14 protein-coding genes are annotated in these 15,981 nt (G+C 71.5%); 3 read left to right on the forward strand and 11 right to left on the reverse strand.

Annotated elements, in window-relative coordinates; genetic code table 11:
- Positions 1-29: 29 nt before the first annotated feature.
- Both BLQ62_RS01335 and BLQ62_RS01340 read left to right on the forward strand, forming a co-directional pair.
- Positions 30-749 (forward strand): ATP-binding cassette domain-containing protein, encoded by a 720-nt coding sequence (locus BLQ62_RS01335; protein WP_068563521.1) that lies wholly within the window; start codon positions 30-32, stop codon positions 747-749.
- Positions 746-2,248 (forward strand): ABC-2 family transporter permease, encoded by a 1,503-nt coding sequence (locus BLQ62_RS01340; protein ID WP_068563522.1) that lies wholly within the window; start codon positions 746-748, stop codon positions 2,246-2,248. Before BLQ62_RS01335 ends, BLQ62_RS01340 begins: the two co-directional genes overlap by 4 nt.
- Here the strand turns inward: BLQ62_RS01340 and BLQ62_RS01345 are convergent.
- Genes BLQ62_RS01345 through BLQ62_RS01355 form a run of 3 tightly spaced genes read right to left on the reverse strand, consistent with a single transcriptional unit; the run spans position 2,242 to position 5,009 of the window.
- Complete coding sequence (locus BLQ62_RS01345) at positions 2,242-2,886, reverse strand: response regulator (RefSeq protein ID WP_068563523.1); 645 nt, start codon at positions 2,884-2,886, stop codon at positions 2,242-2,244. The two genes, BLQ62_RS01340 and BLQ62_RS01345, sit on opposite strands and share 7 nt — an antisense overlap.
- A complete protein-coding gene (locus tag BLQ62_RS01350; protein WP_068563525.1) occupies positions 2,883-4,106 on the reverse strand; it encodes a sensor histidine kinase in 1,224 nt (407 codons plus the stop codon). Before BLQ62_RS01350 ends, BLQ62_RS01345 begins: the two co-directional genes overlap by 4 nt.
- 27 nt (positions 4,107-4,133) lie before the next feature.
- Entirely contained in the window at positions 4,134-5,009 is an 876-nt protein-coding gene (locus tag BLQ62_RS01355) for an LLM class flavin-dependent oxidoreductase (RefSeq protein WP_068563527.1), read from the reverse strand.
- Between the two features lie 125 nt (positions 5,010-5,134).
- Between BLQ62_RS01355 and BLQ62_RS01360 the strand changes: the two genes are divergently transcribed.
- Positions 5,135-7,147: an OPT family oligopeptide transporter gene (locus tag BLQ62_RS01360; RefSeq protein WP_068563529.1), complete on the forward strand. Its 2,013-nt coding sequence runs from the start codon at positions 5,135-5,137 to the stop codon at positions 7,145-7,147.
- Positions 7,148-7,211: 64 nt separating this feature from the next.
- Here BLQ62_RS01360 and BLQ62_RS01365 read toward each other — a convergent pair whose 3' ends face one another.
- The 8 genes from BLQ62_RS01365 to BLQ62_RS01400 form a co-directional block, all read right to left on the reverse strand.
- The gene (locus BLQ62_RS01365; protein WP_068563531.1) at positions 7,212-8,564 is read right to left on the reverse strand and encodes a TerD family protein; all 1,353 of its coding nucleotides are present in this window, start codon (positions 8,562-8,564) and stop codon (positions 7,212-7,214) included.
- Complete coding sequence (locus BLQ62_RS01370; protein ID WP_068563533.1) at positions 8,561-9,412, reverse strand: HAD family hydrolase; 852 nt, start codon at positions 9,410-9,412, stop codon at positions 8,561-8,563. The genes BLQ62_RS01365 and BLQ62_RS01370 overlap by 4 nt, the downstream gene beginning before the upstream one ends.
- Positions 9,409-10,545 carry a cysteine protease StiP family protein gene (locus BLQ62_RS01375; protein ID WP_068563535.1) on the reverse strand — a complete coding sequence of 379 codons (1,137 nt, stop codon included), beginning with the start codon at positions 10,543-10,545 and terminating at the stop codon, positions 9,409-9,411. Before BLQ62_RS01375 ends, BLQ62_RS01370 begins: the two co-directional genes overlap by 4 nt.
- Complete coding sequence (locus tag BLQ62_RS01380; RefSeq protein WP_068563536.1) at positions 10,542-11,780, reverse strand: phosphoribosyltransferase family protein; 1,239 nt, start codon at positions 11,778-11,780, stop codon at positions 10,542-10,544. The genes BLQ62_RS01375 and BLQ62_RS01380 overlap by 4 nt, the downstream gene beginning before the upstream one ends.
- Positions 11,777-12,943 (reverse strand): HpcH/HpaI aldolase/citrate lyase family protein, encoded by a 1,167-nt coding sequence (locus BLQ62_RS01385; protein WP_068563537.1) that lies wholly within the window; start codon positions 12,941-12,943, stop codon positions 11,777-11,779. Before BLQ62_RS01385 ends, BLQ62_RS01380 begins: the two co-directional genes overlap by 4 nt.
- Positions 12,940-14,139: a coiled-coil domain-containing protein gene (locus BLQ62_RS01390; RefSeq protein ID WP_068563540.1), complete on the reverse strand. Its 1,200-nt coding sequence runs from the start codon at positions 14,137-14,139 to the stop codon at positions 12,940-12,942. The genes BLQ62_RS01385 and BLQ62_RS01390 overlap by 4 nt, the downstream gene beginning before the upstream one ends.
- A gap of 12 nt (positions 14,140-14,151) precedes the next feature.
- Positions 14,152-15,297 (reverse strand): DUF475 domain-containing protein, encoded by a 1,146-nt coding sequence (locus BLQ62_RS01395; protein WP_068537344.1) that lies wholly within the window; start codon positions 15,295-15,297, stop codon positions 14,152-14,154.
- 94 nt (positions 15,298-15,391) lie between these two features.
- Complete coding sequence (locus tag BLQ62_RS01400) at positions 15,392-15,967, reverse strand: TerD family protein (RefSeq protein WP_068537342.1); 576 nt, start codon at positions 15,965-15,967, stop codon at positions 15,392-15,394.
- Between the last annotated feature and the right edge of the window lie 14 nt (positions 15,968-15,981).

Genomic DNA, 15,981 nt, shown 5'->3' on the forward strand with positions numbered 1-15,981 from the left:
GGGCGACGACGACTGGGGAGACTGACCGCATGCGATCCTCTGCGCCCAGCCTGATCCTGGATTCCGTCAGTAAGACGTTCGGCCACGGCACCGGAGTCCTGGACGTGTCGATGGTCGTGCGCCCGGGCCGCGTGTACGGGCTGCTGGGTCCGAACGGTGCGGGCAAGTCGACGACGTTGTCGATGATCACCGGACTGCTCACGCCCACTGCAGGATCGATGACTCTGTTCGGCGAGGCGTGGACACGCTCCGCGCTGCGCAGGGTCGGGGCATCGATCAACGGGCCCGCCTTGTACCAGCATCTCTCGGGCCGGCAGAACGTCCGCGTCCACGCCGATCTCCTCGGACTGGGATCACCCCACATCGATGACGTACTGCACCGGGTGGGCATCGCGGATGCGGCGGATCGTCGCGCGGGCGGCTACTCGACCGGGATGAAGAGCAGGCTCGCCACTGCGATCGCGCTCCTCGGCGATCCCGACCTGCTGATCCTCGACGAGCCGCAGAACGGTCTCGACCCCGCCGGGATCCGCTTCATGCGCGAGCTGATGCGGTCGTACGCGGCGAACGGGCGGGCGGTGCTGTTCAGCAGTCATCTGCTCGGCGAGGTGGCGGAGACGGCGGACGACATCGGGTGCATCGTCTCGGGGCGAACACGGTTCGAGGGGCGCCTCGCGGACTTCGCACCCGACGGCGACATCGAGCGTGCGTACTTCGCGATGTCGAGCGTCCCGGCGGTCGAGCGATGAGCCACTCGATCCCCGCGACCCGGCAGCGCCCGCACGAGTCCGTCGGTTCCACCGCCTACTCCTGGCCCGGGTACCTCCGTGCGCAGGCAAGGATCTGGTGGCGTTCCCCCTTGGCGTACGTGGCGGTGGGCGCGGCAGTCTTCACCGTCGTCACCTGCGGACTTCAGCTCGCCGCCGGCAGCCCGGATTGGGACTCCGCCCGGGCGTACCTCAATCTATGGGTGGTCGCGGGTGGTCCGAGCTTCGCCGCTCTGACCGTCGGCATGATGAGCGGTATCGAGTCGCGGCAGTCCGCGGGCGGGATTCTGCAGCGCGGAGTTCCGGGCCGAATGATCCTCTCCGGTAGGTTCGCTGTGGCCTTCACGTGGACGTGCATCAATCACATCGTGGCGATCACCGTCTGGCTCGCGCTCTCCGTGGTGACCACGCAGGGGCTCCCCCTCGGCAGCGCCCTCACCTGGGCGCTCGGGTTCGGCGGCACGACGGTGATCGGCTATGCGTGGTACGTCGCGCTGCTGGTGCTGATCAGTCTGGTCGCGCCAGTGGCGGGCACGGCACTGACGGCGCTCGCGACGATCGTGATCGGAGTGCAGTTCGTCGAAACCTCGGGATGGCAGGCGTTACCCCCAGCGTGGTTACTGCGTGGCCCGCTCGACGCCATCGGCACGCATGCGAACGGTACCGGGCTCGACGGGGCGTCCCTGCCCAGTGGTGCCCTGCCGCTGATCGCCTCGCTCGCTCTCGCCGCCCTGATCATCGCCGGTGCCGGCTCGGCGGTGTACCGCTCGCTCGCAGTCGTTCTCGGGCGTTCCCACCGCGGACGGGGATCGAGCCTGGTGAACGCCGTCACCGCCCGCCTCCACGGCCCGGGAGGCGCGCTGGTCCAGATCCTCCGCGGCGGTCTCGTGCCCGGTCTGTGCGTCGCGACCGTCGCGCTCACGCTCCTCCTCGCCCGATGGCGGCCGGCGGAGGACGCCGCGGAATTCTTCGGGATCGTGGCGCTTCCGCTCGGCTGCGCCGTCCTGCCCACCCTGTGGATCGCGAGGCTCCGCACGGGCATTCGGGCGGTGGCCACGCGTTCGCTCGTGCCGGAGCGACTCGGATGGCGGTTGATCGTAGCGATGGACGCCGTCGTGGTCGCGATGAGTGCGCTCGTCGGGATCGGACTCGGCGCTGGGGGCTACGCGGACGGTGCCGCACTGTTTCGGCACGTGCTCGTGTGGTGCGCAGCGGGGTGGCTGCTCATCGCTCTCGCGTCGGTCGTGAACGAGTTGGCCGGCCAGGTCGCCGGACTCGCCTGGGCGATCATCGGAACCGTCTTCGGGGCGCTGGTGGGCGGAACGGTCCTCCAGGACACGGTCGGCTGGGTCTTTCCCACGGCATGGGGATCACGGGCCGAGCCGTCGGAGATGGTGGTGGTGCTTGCTCTGACGGTGCTGCTCGGTGTCCCGTTGAGTATCGTCGCCGCGCGATCCGTGTACCGGGTGCGGCGTCACTGATCCCCTCGGAAGGCAACCCGCACCAGGGCGACCCGATCCCGGCATTGGAGCTTCACCAGGAGCGCGCGGACGTGCGTCTTCACAGTCGATTCCGCGACGAACAAGTGCTCCGCGATCTCCCCGTTGGTGAGCCCGGCTCCGATGAGGGTGAGGACTTCGCGCTCGCGATCGGAGAGCCGAGTTGCGATCGGATCGGTGGCCGCCTTCGGCCGGATGGCCGAGAACACGTGCGCGGTCGCGGACTCCGCGAGGACGACACCCCCGGCATGGACCTCGCGCACCGCGTCGGCCAGATCCTCGGGCGCACAGTCCTTGAGCAGGAAGCCCCTGGCACCGTAGGTGATCGCCATCTCGACGTAGGACTCCACGTTGAACGTGGTGACGACGATGACGGCGGGACGCGAGCGCGAGGCGGACAGTGATCGCATGGCCTCCAGGCCGGACAGTACCGGCATCCGAACGTCGACGATCACCACATCGATGCCCGGGATCTCGGTGACGAGCCGCACCAGATCGGCACCGTTCTCGGCGACTGCGACCACCTCGATGTCGGGCAGCGCGTCGAGGTATTCGCGGAACGAATCCCGGATCACCTCTTGGTCGTCGGCGATGACGACGCGGATGGGGCCTGCGGTCATCCGTGCCTCACCGCCTCGGCCAGGGGGATGATCGCTTTGACGGTGAACCTCTCGCGTCCCACGTCCACCGCCGCCACGCCCCCCACGTCGGCGACGCGCTGCCGCAGCATCGTCAGTCCGCGGCCCGAACCCCGGCTGTCGCCTGGGCCGGCGTCCTGCCGCACGGGATTGGCGATGTCGATGCTGACCATTTCCGCATGGCCCGGTCGGTGGATCCGGTCCAACTGCACCGTCACCGGGCACCCGGCGCCGTTGTGCCGGATCACGTTGATCACCGCCTCCTCGACGACCTGGCGCACCACCGCCCGTACAGGCGGTGCGAGCGCGCTGTCGATCCGGTCGATCGTCGCCGGATCCGGGATCACCGTGAGATCGGCGTTCCACCGCTGCAGATCAGCGAGGAACCGCTGGAGCGGCACCGACGATCCGTCCGGACGGCCGCCGTCGTTCCGGGACAGCAGTCCCAACGTGCGGCGCAGGTCCACCAGGGAATCGGCGGACAGTCGGGCGATCACCTGCAGTGCCTCGCTCATCCGTTGCGGGTCCGCGGTGCCCGCGGCGGCGGTCGCGGACTTCGCTCGGATCGCCGTCAACGCGTGGCCGAGCCCGTCGTGCAGTTCCTCGGCGATCCGCTCCCGCTCGGCGTCGTGGGCCCTCCGAACAGCGTCCTCGCGTTCCCGACGGGTGTTCTCGCGCTCGAGCCGCCGTCGGCTCGCCCACGAATAGCACAGAGCCAGCACCGCGATGTGCAGCGCGTACACCCATTGTTTCTGTTCGGCGGGGACAACCGCCGGACTCCAGACGGAGCCCACGGCGGCGACGACGGTCGCCAGGATGCCGGGCCATCGCCGCGGATGCCATTGAACGACGGCGACGATGGACAGGGGTACGCAGATCACCAGGGGGAACACCCCCAGACTGGTGGTCGATCGGGTCGCCACCATGACCGCGAAGGCGGCGAAGGTCACCGCCGCGGCGACGGCGACTGCGCGGCGCCGGAACGGCACCGCGACAGCGGCGACGGTGTAGCAGGCAGCGGCGACGGCGCCGTCCGCCGGGCTCCCGCGGGTCACGACGATGTACCAGGCGATCGGCACCCAGGGCAGCAGAGCGGTGAAGTAGATCAGGTCGCTGCGGGGCACGCCGCAGACCGATCCGGCGTGGCCCGGCCGGTGCCGCGACGATGCCGCGGTGACGGATGCCCCCTCCGTGGTCGCCATCGGTGCCGCGCGGTCCCCTCGTCCGGCCTAGCGGAGGTGGCGCTCGGCGAAGGCGTCGAGCGCGTCCTCGGTCCCGTGGAAGGGCTCGTCGGGGCGCGGCCAATGCACGATCACGTCCGTGAACCCGAGCTCGGCGGCGCGGCCGACGGCGTCGTCGGCCGCGTCGGGTGAGCTGAGGCTGTAGGTGCCACTGAAGTCGACAGCCAGGTACCGGTCGACGCTGCGCGGATCGCGCCCGACATCGGCGAGGGCGTCGTCGAGACGGCCGGAGAGTTCCGCGACGCGGGACCACCAGGCGTCGCCGCCGTCACCGTCGGGCCCGGTGGTGACCCAGCCCTGCCCCTGCTCGGCCACGAGTCGTAGCCCCTTGGGGCCGTTCGCCGCGAGCACGAAGGGCATGCGCGGCGACTGCGCGGGGGCGCCGACCATGCGCGCGCCGACGGCGCGGTAGAGCGGACCGTCGAAGGAGATGGGCCCCTGCTGCTCGAACCGCAGCAGCACGTCGAGGTCGCGGGTGAACTCCACGAACCGCTCGTGTCGCTGGCGCGGCGTGAGCTCGGGCTGCCCGAGGACGAAGGCGTCGAATCCGGTACCGCCGGAGCCGATCCCCAGCAGGAAGCGGCCGCCGGAGATCTCGTCGACGCCGGCGAGGTCCTTGGCGAAGGGGACGGGGTGTCGGTAGTTGGGCGAGGAGACGAAGGTGCCCAGGCGGATGCGTTCGGTCGCGGTGGCCGCCGCGGTGAGGAGCGGTACCGTCGCGCCCCAGGGCTGATCGGCGAGCGTGCGCCACGAGAGGTGGTCGTAGGTCCAGGCGTGATGGAAGCCGAGCTCCTCCGCCTTGCGCCAGCGCCGGCGCGCCTCGGGCCACGGGTACTGGGGCAGGATCACCACTCCGAATCGCACCCGTCCACCCTACGACTCGTGACCTCGTCGCACGACCTGGCGCGTTCGCGACGTACGATCGCCTGCTTGGACCTAGGGTTTTCACGTTCGGCCGAACCGGCCGCGTCCTTGAGAAGGGATACACCATGTCCACACCGGTACCCGCCGCGCCGAAATCCGGCGTCCGCGAGTTCACGACCCGGGCCGTCATCCTCGGCGGCATCATCACGCTGGTCTTCACCGCCGCGAACGCGTATCTGGGCCTGAAGGTCGGCTTGACCTTCGCCACGTCGATCCCGGCGGCCGTGATCTCGATGGCGCTGCTGCGCTACTTCGCGAACCACTCCATCATCGAGAACAACATCGTGCAGACGATCGCCTCGGCCGCGGGCACGCTCTCGGCCATCGTGTTCATCCTGCCCGGCCTCGTGATGGTCGGCTGGTGGGCGGACTTCCCGTACTGGACCACCACCCTGGTCTGCCTGGTCGGCGGCGTGCTCGGCGTCATGTACTCGATCCCGCTGCGGCGGGCCCTGGTCACCGGATCCGATCTGCCCTTCCCCGAGGGCGTCGCCGCGGCCGAGGTGCTCAAGGTCGGCGACACCGCGGAGGGCGCGAGCGAGAACAAGCGCGGCCTGCGGATGATCGTCCTCGGCTCGCTCGCGGCCGCCGGCTACGCGCTGCTGGCGAAGATGAAGATCGTCGCCGAGGGCCTGTCCACCACACTGCGGATCGGCAACGGCGGCACGCTGTTCGTGCCCGGCCTGTCCTTCGCGCTGATCGGCGTCGGGCACCTCGTGGGCGTCACCGTCGGCTTCGCGATGATCGTGGGCCTCGTCATCTCCTACTTCGTGCTGTTGCCGATCTGGACCTCGGGGCAGCTGCCGGACACCGGCAGCATCACCAAGGTGGTCTCGACCGCCTTCAGTACCGAGGTCCGCCTCATCGGCGCCGGCGCGATCGCCATCGCCGCCGTCTGGACGCTGATCAAGATCCTCGGCCCGGTGCTGCGCGGCATCGCCGATTCGATCTCCAGCTCGCGCAAGCGCCGCGACGGCGAGCTCGTCGACATCACCGAGCGCGACATCCCGTTCCCGTACGTGGCGGGCATCGTCGTCGCGTCCCTGGTGCCGATCGGCATCCTGCTGTGGATGTTCACCTCCGGCACGGCGCTCGAGGGCCAGGCCGGCGGCATCATCACCCTGAGCATCGTCTACATCCTGGTGCTGGGCCTCGTGGTCGCGTCCGTGTGCGGCTACATGGCCGGCCTGATCGGTGCGTCCAACAGCCCCGTCTCCGGCGTCGGCATCCTCGTCGTGCTGTCCGCGGCGCTGCTGATCCGCGCCGTGTGGGGCCCGGCGGAGGGCGACACCGCCACCGCGCTGGTCGCCTACACGCTGTTCACCGCGGCGATCATCTTCTCCATCGCCACCATCTCCAACGACAACCTGCAGGACCTCAAGACGGGCCAGTTGGTCGGCGCCACGCCGTGGAAGCAGCAGGTGGCCCTCGTGATCGGTGTGGCCTTCGGCTCCGCGATCATCCCGCCGGTGCTCGACCTGCTGCAGAGCGGCTTCGGCTTCGTCGGCGCGCCCGGCGCGGGCGACAGCGCGCTCGCGGCACCGCAGGCCTCGCTGCTCTCGAGCCTGTCCAAGGGCGTCTTCGGCGGCGATCTGGACTGGGGCCTGATCGGCCTCGGCGTACTCATCGGCGCCGCGGTGATCGCGATCGACGAGGTGCTCTCCCGCACCTCGAAGTTCCGGCTGCCGCCGCTGGCCGTGGGCATGGGCATGTACCTGCCGATGAGCGTGACGCTGATGATCCCGGTGGGCGCCGTGCTCGGCTACTTCTACAACCGCTGGGCCGACCGTTCGGCCAAGGGCGAGGTCGCGGAGGGCCGCAAGCGGCTCGGCACGCTGCTCGCCACCGGTCTCATCGTGGGCGAGTCGCTGTTCGGCGTGCTCTACGCCGGCATCGTGGTGCTCGCCGATCGCGCGCCGGACTTCCCTGTGATCGGCGGCAAGGAGGAGCCGCTGGCGCTGCCCTTCATCGGCGAGGGCTGGCTGCACTGGGGCGAGGCGCTCGGCGTGGTCCTGTTCGCCGCGATCTGCGCCTGGCTGTACCTCCGCACCAAGAAGGTGGCGGCGGAACCCGCCTGATCCTCGCTCTCCCGACCTGTGCCGGACAGTGCTCCCTCAGCGAGCACTGTCCGGCACACGTCTCTCAGTCGAGGAAGGGGGCGAGCTGCGGGATCGCGTCGCGCGGTGTCTTGGCGTTGATGCACTCGCCGATCGCCTGCAGCTTCCACTCGCCGCCCTGGCGGGTGATGGTGCACATGACGATCCCCGTGTAGGGCATGCCGCCGGCGAGCGCGAACCGCGCCAGCTCGACGCCCGAGGTGGAGTCCACCAGCCGGCAGTAGGCGTTGTCGACCTGGTCGAACCGCTGCCCCTGGTACGAGCTGACGATGAACACGAGCGAGGTCACCTGCGGCGTCACGGCCGGCAGGTTCACGTTGACCACCTCGTCGTCGCCGTCCCCGGCGCCGGTGAGATTGTCCCCGAGATGCTGGATCGAGCCGTCCTTGGACTGCAACTGCCCGAAGTAGACCACGTCCACGGGCTGCTGCCCCGCGAAGAGCACCACCGAGGCGTCCAGGTCGATGTCCTTGGCCTTCGACCCGAACAGCCCCTGCTTGCGCACCGGGTCCCAGCCCAGCCCCATCGCGATCCGCGTGAGCTGAACGCCGCCGTCCTTGCGCAGCACCACCTTCTGGCCCTTGGTGAGATCGACCCGCTTGTTCTTCGTCAGGCTGACCTCGCCCGTCCCGGCCGCCTGCTGCTGCCCGGCGAGCTGTGCGGTGGGGGTGAAGGGCTGCGCCGGTGGCGGTGTGTTCTGCTGCGGCGCAGGGGTGTTGAAGTAGTCGATCGGCGCGCTGCCCGCCGGGGCCGACGGTGCCGTCCCGCTCGCGAAGTAGTCGATCGGCGCACCTGCCGCGGCCGGGGGCTGCTGCGCGGGTGCCGGCGGGGCCGGGGTCGACGGTGCGGCGGGCGCCGGCGGTGCCTGCTGGGCGGCCGGCGGCGGGGCGGGGGCGTCGTCGACGCTGACCCCGTGATCGCGCACCAGGTCCGCGAAGCCGCCCGCGTAGCCCTGGCCCACGGCGCGCACCTTCCAGTCGGCGCCGCGACGGTAGACCTCGACCGCGATCACCACGGACTCACTGGTCAGCCCATCGATGGGGTACTCGTACAGCGGGGCCCCGGCACCGTCCCTCACGCGGGCGACGGGGGCGCCGAACCGCCCGAAGGAGGCCGAGGCGTCGTCGAGGGTGATGGCGACGCGTACCTGGGCGATGTCGGCGGGCACGGCCGCGCCGTCGATGCGCAGGGCCCCGTTCGTCAGGCTCACTCCGGGCCCGGTGGGCTGGTTGAAGAAGACGAAATCGGCGTCGGAGCGCACCTTCCCGGCGTCGGTCACGAGCAGGGCGGAGACGTCCGCGGGGGCGGGCAGCTCGACGGTGACGGTGACCGGGCCGGCGGGCAGCGGCCCGTTCTGGCCCTTGGACAGTGCGGTCATCGGATCTCCTTGATCGGATCGGGGACGGGGACTGCGGTGGCGCTGCGCGCGGCGAGCCACTCGACGATCTCGGTACCGGCGGTGATGCCGGCGCCGGTGGTGAGCGACAGGTGCGGCAGGGTGACGCCGAGTTCCTCGAGTTCGCCGTGCCGGGGGCGGATCGCGGCGTCGGCGGCCTCGAGCAGGTCCGCGTCGAGCGCACCGTCGCCCGCCGCGAGCCAGGGCGCGGTGGCCGTGATCGCACCGGTGCTCTCCAGGCGTCGCCGGACCTCTCGAGCCGCACGGGATTTCGTCACGGGATCGGGGATCGTGTACAGCTTGCGGCCCTGCTGCGAGATGCTCCAGCCCAGCGGTGCGCAGTGGGCCCGCCACTCGTCGACCACCTCCGCGGGGATGCGGACCTCGGAGACGACGTAGGCGAACAGCCCCGGCACCAGCCGCAGTCGCGCGCCCCACTCGGGCGCGAGGCGGTGCTCGAGCTCCGCCGCGATCCGGTCGAGGCCGGCGGGCAGGCCCCCGAGGAGACCGCGGATATGACTGCGCCACTGCGGGTCCGGCGCACCGTCGACGAGGATCTCGCCCCCGTTGGAGCAGATCGCGAACCGGTGCGGGCCGCCCGGCAGCCGCACGCGCAGGTACTGCTCGGGCGTGCGGGTGGTGGTCGGCACGACCGGTGTCGCGGCGCTGAGCGCGGCCAGCGCGTCGATGGACGCGGGCGTCATGTAGGACAGGGGAGCGTCGCGGTAGATCTCCACGCACACCGGATCCGCGGTGGCGAACGCCGGGCCGGAGGCCGCCTGCGAGTAGATCAGGGTGCGGTCGAGATCGCTGGTGACGAAGGCGCTCACGCGTCCTCCTTGATCAGGCCGATGCACGCGTAGGCGAGGTCCGGCACGATCTCGATCGGCACGTCGCGCTCGGCTGCGAGGCGGCGGATGTGCAGGTGATCCGGATCGTCGGGGTCACGCAGCAGCACCCGCCACGGCACGCGACGCAGCAGCACCCGGGTGGTCTCGCCGATCCCCGGCTTGACCAGGTTCGCGGTGGAGACGCCGTACTCGGCGCGCACGCGCTCCACGGTGGCCCAACCGGACCAGTCCGGCTCCCGCGCGGCGGGATCCGCGGCGAGCCGCGCGGCCTCTGCGCGGGCGGACGGGGCCGCACCGTCGAAGGCGGCGGTGACGGTGTCGAGCAGCACGCCGGAGACGTCGTACGGTGCGAGCTCGGCGTAGAACTTCGCTCCGTGGAAGTCCTCGGGGCCGATCAGGTCGGCGTTGAGCACCGTGCGCGAGACCAGTCCGGAGACCGTCGAGTTCAGGCACGCGGAGGCGATGAGGAAGTCGTCGCGGGTGCCGAAGGTGCGCACGCAGTGACCCGGATCGGCGAGCACCGCGAGGTCCGGGTTCAGGCGGACTCCGCGGGCGGCGGCGTACTCCTCGAGCGCCTCCGCGAGCTCGCGGGTGATGGCGCCCTTGCCGGTCCAACCGTCGACGAAGACGATCGACGCCGGATCGTGGTGCGCCACCAGATGATCGAGCGCGACGCGGTCGATACCGCGGCCCCGCACGATCGACACGGCGTAATGCGGCAGGTCCAGCCCGTGCCGGTGCCGCGCCCAGCGGCGCATCAGGATCCCGATCGGTGTTCCCGCGCGGGCCAGCGAGACCAGCACGAGGTCGCGGCCGCGTTCGTCGAGCAGCAGCTCGGTCACGGTGCCGACGGCCTCGGCCAGGCGGGGCGCGGAGGCGGCGAGCGCGGAGTCGAACAGGGCGCGGTACTCGGCGCTCGGCTGGTACTCCACGGGCAGCGATTCGGCGTAGTGCGCCTCACCCGACTGGATCTTGCGCTCGCGCTCGGCGACGTCCGCCTCGAGCGCCACCGCCGAGAGGTCCTTGAGCAGCCACGTCACCTCGTCGGGCGCGTAGGAGCCGAAGTCCGGGCCGTGCAGCGGCGGCGTCGCCGGGGTGATCGCCGGGGTCATCGGGTGGCCGCCCCGGTGCGGGCCGCGGCGAGGGCGGACTGATCCGATGCCGGCACGATCACCGCGAGCACGTCGTGGCCGGCCGCCGTGAGCACGTCGAGCAGCCCGCCGGGCGCACGCAGCCGGTCGGTGTCGGCGGGGGAGTCGGCGACGAACACGATCCGCGCGTCCTCGCCGGGCCACGCTGCGTTGTAGAGGTACCGGCGCGGAGCCTCGTCGTCCGGTTCGGGGGCGAGGAACTCGAAGCCGCGGCGCAGCGGGTAGCCCGCCTCGTCGCGCACCAGTGCGGGGGAGCGGGTCGTGGTCTGGAAGCGCACCCGCAGGCCCGTGCGCGCCAGCACCTCCGCCACGCACAGCGGCAGGTACATCAGCTCCTCGTGACCGACCACGATCACGGGCCTGTCGTCGAGGCCGGGGGCGAGATCGGCGGCGACCGCGGTGGCGGCCTCCTCGAGCCGCGGCTGGTCGGCGGCGAGCACCCCGTGGCGTCCGCCGTCGGGCACGTCCTGCGGCCAGGGCGCGTGCACCGTGCGCACTGTGCCCGGCCGCGCGGCCCGCGGATTCGACGGGGTGGCGGGCAGTTCCGCGACGCGGGCCGGGAGGCCGTCGGGCAGGTCGACGGTGCCGTGCGCCAGCGCGGTGAACCGCACGTCGAGCCCCGCGGCCGCGGCGACGCGCTCGTTGTCCGCCACGTGCTCCGGCGACCGCAGGTCCACCAGGGAGGCCACCACGTAGCGCCGATGCGGGGCGAGTGCGTGCAGTGCCCGGATGGAATCGAGTGCGGTTGCACCCGTGGAGATCTCGTCGTCGACGAGCACCAGGGTGTCGGCCGCGGTCAGCAGGCCGGGCGAGGTGGGCTGCAGCAGGTGCGAGGTGGCGTGCGAGTGCCCCTCGGTGAACTCGCCGTGCACCATCGCCCCCGGCCGGCGCGTGGACTGCAGGTACACGGCGGCGCCCAGCCGGGCGGCCACGCAGTGGCCGAGACCCGTTGCGGTCTCGGCGAAGCCGAACACCACGCACGGCCCGTCGAGGCGCTCGGCCACGAGGTCCGCGAGCCGATCCGCCGCCGCGCGCACCGCCCCGGGGTCGGCGGGGATGTGTTTGCCGAGGACCGTCGAGACCAGTAGGTGCGCGCGACGCGGGTTGCGCCGCAGGCCCGGGACGATGAGCTCGGTGAGCTCCGCGTCGCCGCGCACGTGCATGCCGAGTTCCTCGCACAGGGTGGGCGCCATCATCGTCCTTCCACTAGCGCGGTGAGCAGGTCGACGAAGCCGACCTCGGCCCTCGTCACGCCGAAGACGTCCGCGCGGATCAGTGTCTGCCGCGCCCAGTTGCGGTGCGGCTTCATCTCGTTCATCTTGTTCCGGTACCGCGAGGCCTCGACGCCGCCGGCGTCGCCGCCCATGACGTCGAGCGCGTCCTCGTACTCCTCGTGGGTCACGGCCGAGAGAGCGTGCACCGCCGCCACGTGGGAGGGGTGGATCACCGTCTTGCCGTGCAGGCCGTTCGCCCGGTCCAGGGCCGTCTCCCGCAGCAGGCCGTCGAGGTCGCGACCGACGAGTTGCTCGCGGAAGCGCGCGGCGTGGTTGCGCTCGAAGGGGGTGGCGCGCAGGAGTGGCCGGAACATCCGCTCGTGGTCGGCGAAGTACTCCCACACCGGGCCGGTGACCACGAATCCGGTGCCGTCGGAGCGGCCCAGCCGGTTCACGATCGCCGAGATGGTCTCGGCGACCACGTGCACGTCGTAGATCGTCAGGTCGCGGTCGCGCCGGATGCCGAACAGCGCCGACATGTCGGTGGCGCCGATCCGCACAGCGAGCACCCGGTCCCGGTGCGCGCGCAGCAGCTCCGAGATCCCCGCCAGCTGCGCGTCGCGGCTCTCGCGGTAGACGATCTCCGGGGTCTCGAGCACGGGCATCGCGTACAGGGCGTGCGACGGTGCGCGGTCGGCCAGCGCGTCGAGCGCGACGGCCCCGGCGTCGGCGGTGAACTTCGGCAGGACGACGCCCGTGAGGGCGGAGGCACCGTCGCCCAGGGCGTCCAGCAGGGCGCCCGTCTCGGTGGTCCGGCGGGGGCGGATGAACAGCAGCGGCAGGGGCTCGGCGGCCGCGGCGAGCTCCGCGAGGGCGGTGGTGGCGGCCCCGACGGCGGCGGCGACGGCATCGTCGGCGACGGCGTCCTCGAGGTCGATGACCATCGAGAGCACCCCGTCGTCGCGGCGGCGGCGGATGACGCCGGCGAGGTCCGGCCGGTTCGCCGGGACGTACAGCGTGGCGCCGAGCGCGTGCGCGAGCACCTCGCGCGGCGATCCCCGGTCGAAGGGGCGCGGGGACCGGTGGAACAGGCGCGTGCGGACCTCGTCCGGCAGTTGGTCGAAGTGGTGCAGTGCGCCGCTCACGCGCGGCCCCGCATCCGGTCGACCGCGTCCCCGATCACCCGGTCGACGTCGGCGAGGGTCTGCAGGTACTGCCAGTAGTCGGGGTGCACGCGGTCCAGATCGGCGATGGCGCGCTCGATCCGGGCGTGCTGGGCGTCGAGCACCGAGCCCCAGCGGGGCACCTGCTGCTTCTGCACGGCGAGGTGCTGCGCGTCGCGCAGCGCGAACCGGGTCCGCTCGGCGACCGCTGCGGGATCGGCGCGGGTGGCCCGCAGCGTGCGCAGCCGCTCGCCGACGGCGTTGACCGCCGCGTCCGCGGTGTCGAGGTGGTCACGGGCCAGGGCCACCTGCTCGAGCGCGAGGTCCGGGGTGCCCTCGCGCAGCGTGCGCGCCCCGGTCTCGAGCGCGGCATCGGCCGCCGCGGATTCGCGCTCGGCCACCTGGTCGTTGTCGACCAGATCGGCGGAGCTGGCGGCGTTGAACTCGCGCAGCAGCGCGGACCGGGTGTCCTTGAGGTCGGCGGCGCGGTTGCGGACGGCCTGCAGCCGGGTCCGGGCGGCCGCGAGGGAGCGCTGGGCGTCGTCCCCGATCCGGGGCGCGGCCTCGACCGCGGCCGTCACGTCCGCCGCTCGCTCCTGGACCGCCTGCGCCGCCGCGTCGCGGGCCACGAGGTCGGGGGCGGTGTCGAGCAGGCGCACCGCCTCGACCAGGGCGTCGGTGGCCCGGACCAGGGGGCGCAGCGTCAGGTACGGGGCGGTCGACGGTGCCGCGAGGAGATCGGTGGCGCGCTCGGCGGCCACTCGCGCCGCCTGCTCCTGCGCCGCGGAGCTCGCCCGCGCGCCGCGGGCGTTGGTGAGAACGCGGTCGTGGTCCGCGTGGAACCGGTCGAAGACCGCGGCCAGATCGGCCAGTTCGCGGGCGGCCGCGTCCTGGTCCTGCCGGGTGGGAGGCCGCGTGCCGCCCTGGCTGCCGCTGGCCCACAGGTAGCGCTCGGTGGCGGCGCCGAAGCGGTCCCGGATGGCGGGCCACTGCTGCACCGCGGCCGCGTTCGGGTTCTGCGCCGCGAGGGTGCGCACGTCCTCGTCGAGCGCGCTGAACCGGCGGTCAGCGTCGAGGAAGGCACTGGTGAGCCCGGTGTCGACGCCGCCCGGCGGCGTGTTCGGCGGGGAACTCGCGGGTTCCCCGCCGAACAGCCTGCGGAACGGATTCGATGCCACGATCGCGAGGGCTCAGGACTCGATCGCCTGCGAGGTCGACACCGTCGGGCCGTCGGCGATGGGTGCCTCGTCGCCGCCGCCCTCGCGGCGGTTGCGGATGATGCTCGAGAACAGCGCCGCGAGGATGAGCACGACACCCACGAGACCGGTGACGAGCTCCGGGACCGGCGTGTAGATCGAGTACAGCAGGATGCCGGCCAGGGCGCCGATCGCCCAGTGCGCGCCGTGCTCGAGATAGACGTACTCGGCGAGCGTGCCCTTCTCCACCAGGTACACGGTGAGCGAGCGGACGAACATCGCGCCGATGAAGCCGAGGCCCAGGGCGATGATGATCGGATCCGCGGTGATCGCGAACGCGCCGATGACACCGTCGAAGGAGAACGACGCGTCGAGGACCTCGAGGTAGAGGAACAGGAAGAAGCCGGCCTTACCGGTGGCCTTCGCCAGCTCCGACGGGCCCGAGCGGGCGCGCTCGGCCTCCTCCTCGAGCTCCTCGACGTGGAAGAACTCGCCGAGGCCGTTGACCACGATGTAGGTGACCAGGCCCAGCAGGCCCGCGATGAAGACCGTCTTCGACTCGTCGACGGTGTGCGTCGCCCAGACGCCCGTGGCCAGGAGCGCGACCAGGGCCACGATGATCGAGAAGCGATCGAGCTGGCCGATGCGCTGCAGCGGCTTCTCGATCCAGCTCAACCAGGTGATCTCGCGCTCCGGATCGAAGACGAAGTCGAGGAAGAGCATGAGCAGGAACATGCCGCCGAAGGCCGCGATCTGCGGGTGCGCCGCGGTGATCAGGGTCTCGTAGCTGGCGCTGCCGTCCGGGAAGTAGGCGGCGCCGTCGGCGGGCGGGTTGAGCGCCAGGTCCAGCGCCTGCGCGGGGTTCAGCCCCGCGGTGATCCACACGATCGCGAGGGGGAACACCAGGCGCATGCCGAAGACGGCGATCAGGATGCCGACGGTGAGGAACATGCGCACCCAGAACTGGCTCATGCGCTGCAGCACGGTGGCGTTGATGACGGCGTTGTCGAACGAGAGGCTGACCTCGAGGATGCCGAGGATCAGGGTGAGGACCAGTGCCTCGGGGCCGCCGTAGAAGAACGCTGCCACCAGGGCGGCGATCGTGACGAAGAAGGACAGTCCGAAGATGCGGAAGAACACATCGGCCTTTCGACGGGAAGGGGTGCGGAGCGCGAGGACCCGGCGTGCGGGATCCGCTCGCCGGGTCTACGCGCTCTGCTCGAGGGGAGCGGTACTAGACGTTGACGCCGTAGTCGCGAGCGATCCCCGCCAGGCCGGAGGCGTAGCCCTGGCCGACGGCGCGGAACTTCCACTCGGCACCGTTGCGGTAGAGCTCGCCGAAGACCATGGCGGTCTCGGTGGAGGCGTCCTCGGACAGGTCGTAGCGGGCGATCTCCTGGCCGTTGGCCTGGTTCACCACGCGGATGAAGGCGTTGCGGACCTGGCCGAAGGACTGGCCGCGGTTGTCGGCGTCGTAGATCGAGACGGGGAAGACCACGCCCTCGACGTTCGGCGGGATGGCCGCGAGGTTGACCTTGATGACCTCGTCGTCCCCGTCGCCCTCGCCCGTCAGGTTGTCGCCGAGGTGCTCGATGGAGCCGTCCGGCGTGCGCAGGTTATTGAAGAACACGAAGTTCTCGGGCGTGGCGACCTTCTTGTTCGCGTCGATGCCGATGGCGCTGGCATCGAGGTCGAAGTCGGTACCCGTGGTGGTGCGCAGGTCCCAGCCGAGGCCGACGGAGACCGCGGTGAGGCCGGGGGCCTCCTTGGTGAGCGAGACGTTGCCGCCCTTGACGAGACTGACACCCATTCCTTGTTCCTCCT

It is taken from the genome of Tsukamurella pulmonis, from assembly GCF_900103175.1.
Classification (GTDB): Bacteria; Actinomycetota; Actinomycetes; order Mycobacteriales; family Mycobacteriaceae; genus Tsukamurella; species Tsukamurella pulmonis.